The 3957-nt window shown below is 74.8% G+C and carries 3 protein-coding genes; all 3 read left to right on the forward strand.

From position 1 onward, the window contains the following. Positions 1 to 500 precede the first annotated feature (500 nt). The 3 genes from KMS84_RS38115 to KMS84_RS38125 all read left to right on the forward strand — a co-directional run bounded on the left by KMS84_RS38115 (position 501) and on the right by KMS84_RS38125 (position 3829). Positions 501 to 1565 carry a hypothetical protein gene (locus KMS84_RS38115; protein WP_256921138.1) on the forward strand — a complete coding sequence of 355 codons (1065 nt, stop codon included), beginning with the start codon at positions 501 to 503 and terminating at the stop codon, positions 1563 to 1565. A gap of 146 nt (positions 1566 to 1711) precedes the next feature. Further along, entirely contained in the window at positions 1712 to 3190 is a 1479-nt protein-coding gene (locus KMS84_RS38120) for a glutamate-cysteine ligase family protein (protein ID WP_256921139.1), read from the forward strand. Between the two features lie 141 nt (positions 3191 to 3331). Then, the gene (locus KMS84_RS38125) at positions 3332 to 3829 is read left to right on the forward strand and encodes a peptidylprolyl isomerase (protein ID WP_256921140.1); all 498 of its coding nucleotides are present in this window, start codon (positions 3332 to 3334) and stop codon (positions 3827 to 3829) included. Positions 3830 to 3957 lie beyond the last annotated feature (128 nt).

The raw sequence follows: 3957 nt of genomic DNA on the forward strand, positions 1-3957 counted from the left end.
CCCGCCCACGTCCCGCCCCGCCCTCCGCTCGTCGCACGGCGCCTTCCGCCCGTCCCGGCCGGGAGGACGACCGTCCAGGTCGCGGGGGCGCGCCTGTCATGGCGCCCCGTCAGGAACCCGTTCCTTGCGAGGTGCGGGGCGGCCCGGCGGTCTCGATGCGCGTCGGCCCGACGTGCCGGCCCGGCCACCCACCGGACGCGGACAGCGGCGGCGCGGATCCGGCGGCGCGGCGCAGCCACGCGCCGCGGCCCTTGCGGGCCGATGCCCCTGCCGCGCCGATCCGGAGAGGTCTTCCCGCAGGACCACGGGGTGGCCGCCACCGGTGTCGTCATGTCGGCGACCTGGGACGCGCTCCACGCGTCCCCCCTCGGACCGGGCCGCCTGAGCGCGACGGGCCGCTCCCGGCGGGACGTCCGCACCGACGCCCGGCCTCCGCGGGGCACGGGGCGCGGGCCCCGGCCGAGGTGCGTGGCGATCCGGGCGGGGGGAAGCTGGCGATCATGGCGCGCAAGGGAATGCGGCACAAGGAGACGCGGGACGTGGAGGAGGCTCTCGACGAGCTCTACGCCACGCCGCCCTCCGCCTTCGTGTCCCTGCGCGAGCAGCTGGCCGTCGCGGCGCGGACGGACGGACGGACGCAGGACGCCCGTCGTCTCCACGCCGCCCGCCGTCCCACCCTCGCGGCCTGGGCGGCGAACCTGCTGCTGCGCGCGCGGGAACAGGAGAGCCGGCGGTTCCTGGCGCTGGGACGGGCGCTGCGCGAGGCCTACGCGAACCTGGACGCCGAGGGGGTCAGGGAGCTGTCCGAGCAGCGCCGGAGCATCGTCTCCGCGCTGTCCCGGCAGGCCGCCGAGCTGGCCGGCGAGGCCGGGCAGCGCCTCTCGGACGCGGCCCGGCAGGACGTCGAGGCGACGCTGCGCGCGGTGCTCGCCGACCAGGACGCGGCGGACCGCTGGGCGGCGGGCCGCCTGGAGAGCGCCCTCACCCCGCCGTCGGACTTCCCCTCCGTCGCCGGCGCGAAGACCGGCGGGCAGGCACGAGGGACGGCCGCGCCGCGCCCACCGACCTCGTCCCGGTCCTCCCGGTCGACCTCATCGAGTCGATCAAGCCGATCCACCACGTCGACCCGGGCAGGCCGGTCGTCCCGGACCTCCTCGTCGGCACCGTCGTCGCGCGCGCGGGCGCGTGCGCAGGACGAGCCGGCCGAACGGCGCCGTCGCCGCCGGGAGCAGGAGGACGAGGCCCGCCGCGCGGCCGAGGCCGCGGCACGGCGGCTGGACGTGCTGCGCACGGCGCTGGCGGAAGCCGAGGAGGAGCTGGGACGCGCCCGGGAACGCCACGACGAGGCGCGCCGGCAGCACGCCGAGGCCGAGGAAGCGCTGCGCGGAGCACAGCAGCGGCTGCGGCGGACCGAGCGGGACCTGGACGGGGCGGAGCAGGAGCGCCGGACGGCCGACGCACGGCGCAGGTCGGCGGCCGACGCGGCGACCGCTGCCGAACGGGAGGCCCGGGACGCCGAGCGGACACTGCGGCGCCTGGCGGGCCCGCCGTCCGCCCCCGCCTGAGAGGGCCGACCGACGCACCCGGCCGCCCCGCCCGGGGCGGCCGCACGCGACCACGGCCCCGGCCGTCGTCCCGCCTGGTGCGGGAGGGTCCGTGGTGCGACGCTGGAGGCACGAGGCGTCCGCGACCGGGCGAGCCGGGAGGGCCGATGGGACGAGATGTCCCGGCGCTGGTCTTCACCCGTGAGGACCGTCGCCGGTACCGGATCAAGATGCAGGAGAACCTCGAGGTGTTCGCGCAGATGCTGCGCGAGTCGCGGTTCGAGTCCGAGCGGCCGCAGGTGGGGCTGGAGATAGAGCTGAACCTCGTCGACGACGCGGCCGAACCGGCGATGCGCAACAACGACGCCCTGGAGGCGATCGCGGATCCGGCCTGGTCCACCGAGCTGGGCCGCTTCAACCTGGAGATCAACGTCCCGCCGCGCCGTCTGACCCAGGGCGGGCCGGACGCCTGGGAGGCCGAGATCCGCGCGGCGCTCAATCACGCCGAGGAACGCGCCGGTTCGGTCGGCACCCACCTGATCATGGTGGGGATCCTTCCCACCCTGCGGCAGCAGGACGTCGGCGAGGGGGCACTGTCGGAGAACGCCCGCTACCGGCTGCTCAACGACCAGGTCTTCGCCGCGCGGGGCGAGGACCTGCGCATCGAGCTGGACGGCGTGGACCGGCTGCGCACGTACGCGGACACGATCACCCCCGAGGCCGCCTGCACCAGCACCCAGTTCCACCTCCAGGTCTCCCCCGACGAGTTCGCCCCCTACTGGAACGCGGCGCAGGCGGTCGCGGGCGTGCAGGTGGGGCTGGCGGCGAACTCGCCGTTCCTGTTCGGCCGGGAGCTGTGGCACGAGACCCGGATCCCGCTGTTCGAGCAGGCCACCGACACCCGGCCGCAGGAGATCAAGGTGCAGGGCGTGCGCCCGCGGGTGTGGTTCGGGGAGCGGTGGATCACCAGCGTCTTCGACCTCTTCGAGGAGAACCTGCGCTACTTCCCGGCGCTGCTTCCGCTGTGCGACGAGCAGGACCCGCGCGAGACGCTGGCCGCGGGGGACGTTCCCGAACTCGCCGAACTGACCCTGCACAACGGAACGATCTACCGCTGGAACCGCCCGGTGTACGCCGTCGCGAACGACCAGCCGCACGTCAGGGTGGAGAACCGCTGTCTGCCGGCCGGCCCGACGGTCGCCGACACCCTCGCCAACGGCGCCTTCTACTACGGGATCACCCGGGCCCTGGTGGAGGAGGAGCGGCCGGTGTGGTCGCGCATGTCCTTCCGGGCCGCCGAGGACAACCTGCACGCGGCGGCCCGGCACGGCATCGACGCGCGGCTGTACTGGCCCGGGATGGGCGAGGTGCCGGTGCCCGAGCTCGTCCTGCGCCGCCTGCTGCCGCTGGCCCACCGGGGCCTGGAGCTCTCCGGCATGGACGCGGCGTGGCGGGAGCCGCTGCTCGGCATCATCGAGCAGCGCTGTGTCACGGGCCGCAACGGGGCCGTCTGGCAGAAGGAGACGTTCCACCGCATCACCGCCGACGCCCACACGGGCCGCCATGAGGCGCTGCGGCGGATGACGCGGCAGTACATCGACTACATGCATCTCAACGCTCCGGCGCACACCTGGCCGGTCGACTGACGCGGCGCGCGACGTCCTTGCAGCTCAGCGTGGTGCGCGGGGCGTCCGACGGTCGCGGGAGGGGACGCCGCAGCGGCCGCGGGCGCGCGACACGGGACCCCGCGGTGCGACAGCACGGAGGGGACCGTGCAGGATAGAGGTATGACGATCAAGGTTTACTTCGACATCACCATCAACGATCAGCCCGCGGGCCGCATCAACTTCAACCTGTTCGAGGACGTCGTGCCCAAGACGGCGGAGAACTTCCGCGCGCTGGCCACCGGCGAGAAGGGCTTCGGCTACGCCGGCTCCTCCTTCCACCGGGTCATCCCGGCCTTCATGCTCCAGGGCGGCGACTTCACCCGGGGCGACGGCACCGGCGGCAAGAGCATCTACGGCGAGAAGTTCGCCGACGAGAACTTCCAGCTCAAGCACGACCGTCCGGGCCTGCTGTCCATGGCCAACGCGGGCCCGAACACCAACGGCTCGCAGTTCTTCGTCACCACGGTGGTGACCGACTGGCTCGACGGCAAGCACGTCGTGTTCGGCGAGGTCGCCGACGAGGACAGCATGGCCCTCGTCAAGAAGATCGAGGCGCTCGGCTCCCGCAGCGGCGGCACCTCGGCGAAGATCACGATCTCGGCCTCCGGCCAGCTCTGATTCGAGCGCCGGGCCGCCCGGCCGGCGGGGCACTGGCCCCGGCCGGCCGAGGCCGGAGCCGGGGGCGTCGTCCGACGGCCCCCGGACCGGCCCCCCGGATCCGCGCGCCCGGACCTCCCCCGCCCCTC

Source organism: Streptomyces hilarionis (genome assembly GCF_024539675.1).
GTDB classification, from domain to species: Bacteria; Actinomycetota; Actinomycetes; order Streptomycetales; family Streptomycetaceae; genus Streptomyces; species Streptomyces hilarionis.

Coding starts and splice junctions, on each gene's coding strand:
- KMS84_RS38115 (WP_256921138.1), top strand. CDS start 501: ATGGCGCGCAAGGGAATGCGGCACAAGGAGACGCGGGACGTGGAGGAG.
- KMS84_RS38120 (WP_256921139.1), top strand. CDS start 1,712: ATGGGACGAGATGTCCCGGCGCTGGTCTTCACCCGTGAGGACCGTCGC.
- KMS84_RS38125 (WP_256921140.1), top strand. CDS start 3,332: ATGACGATCAAGGTTTACTTCGACATCACCATCAACGATCAGCCCGCG.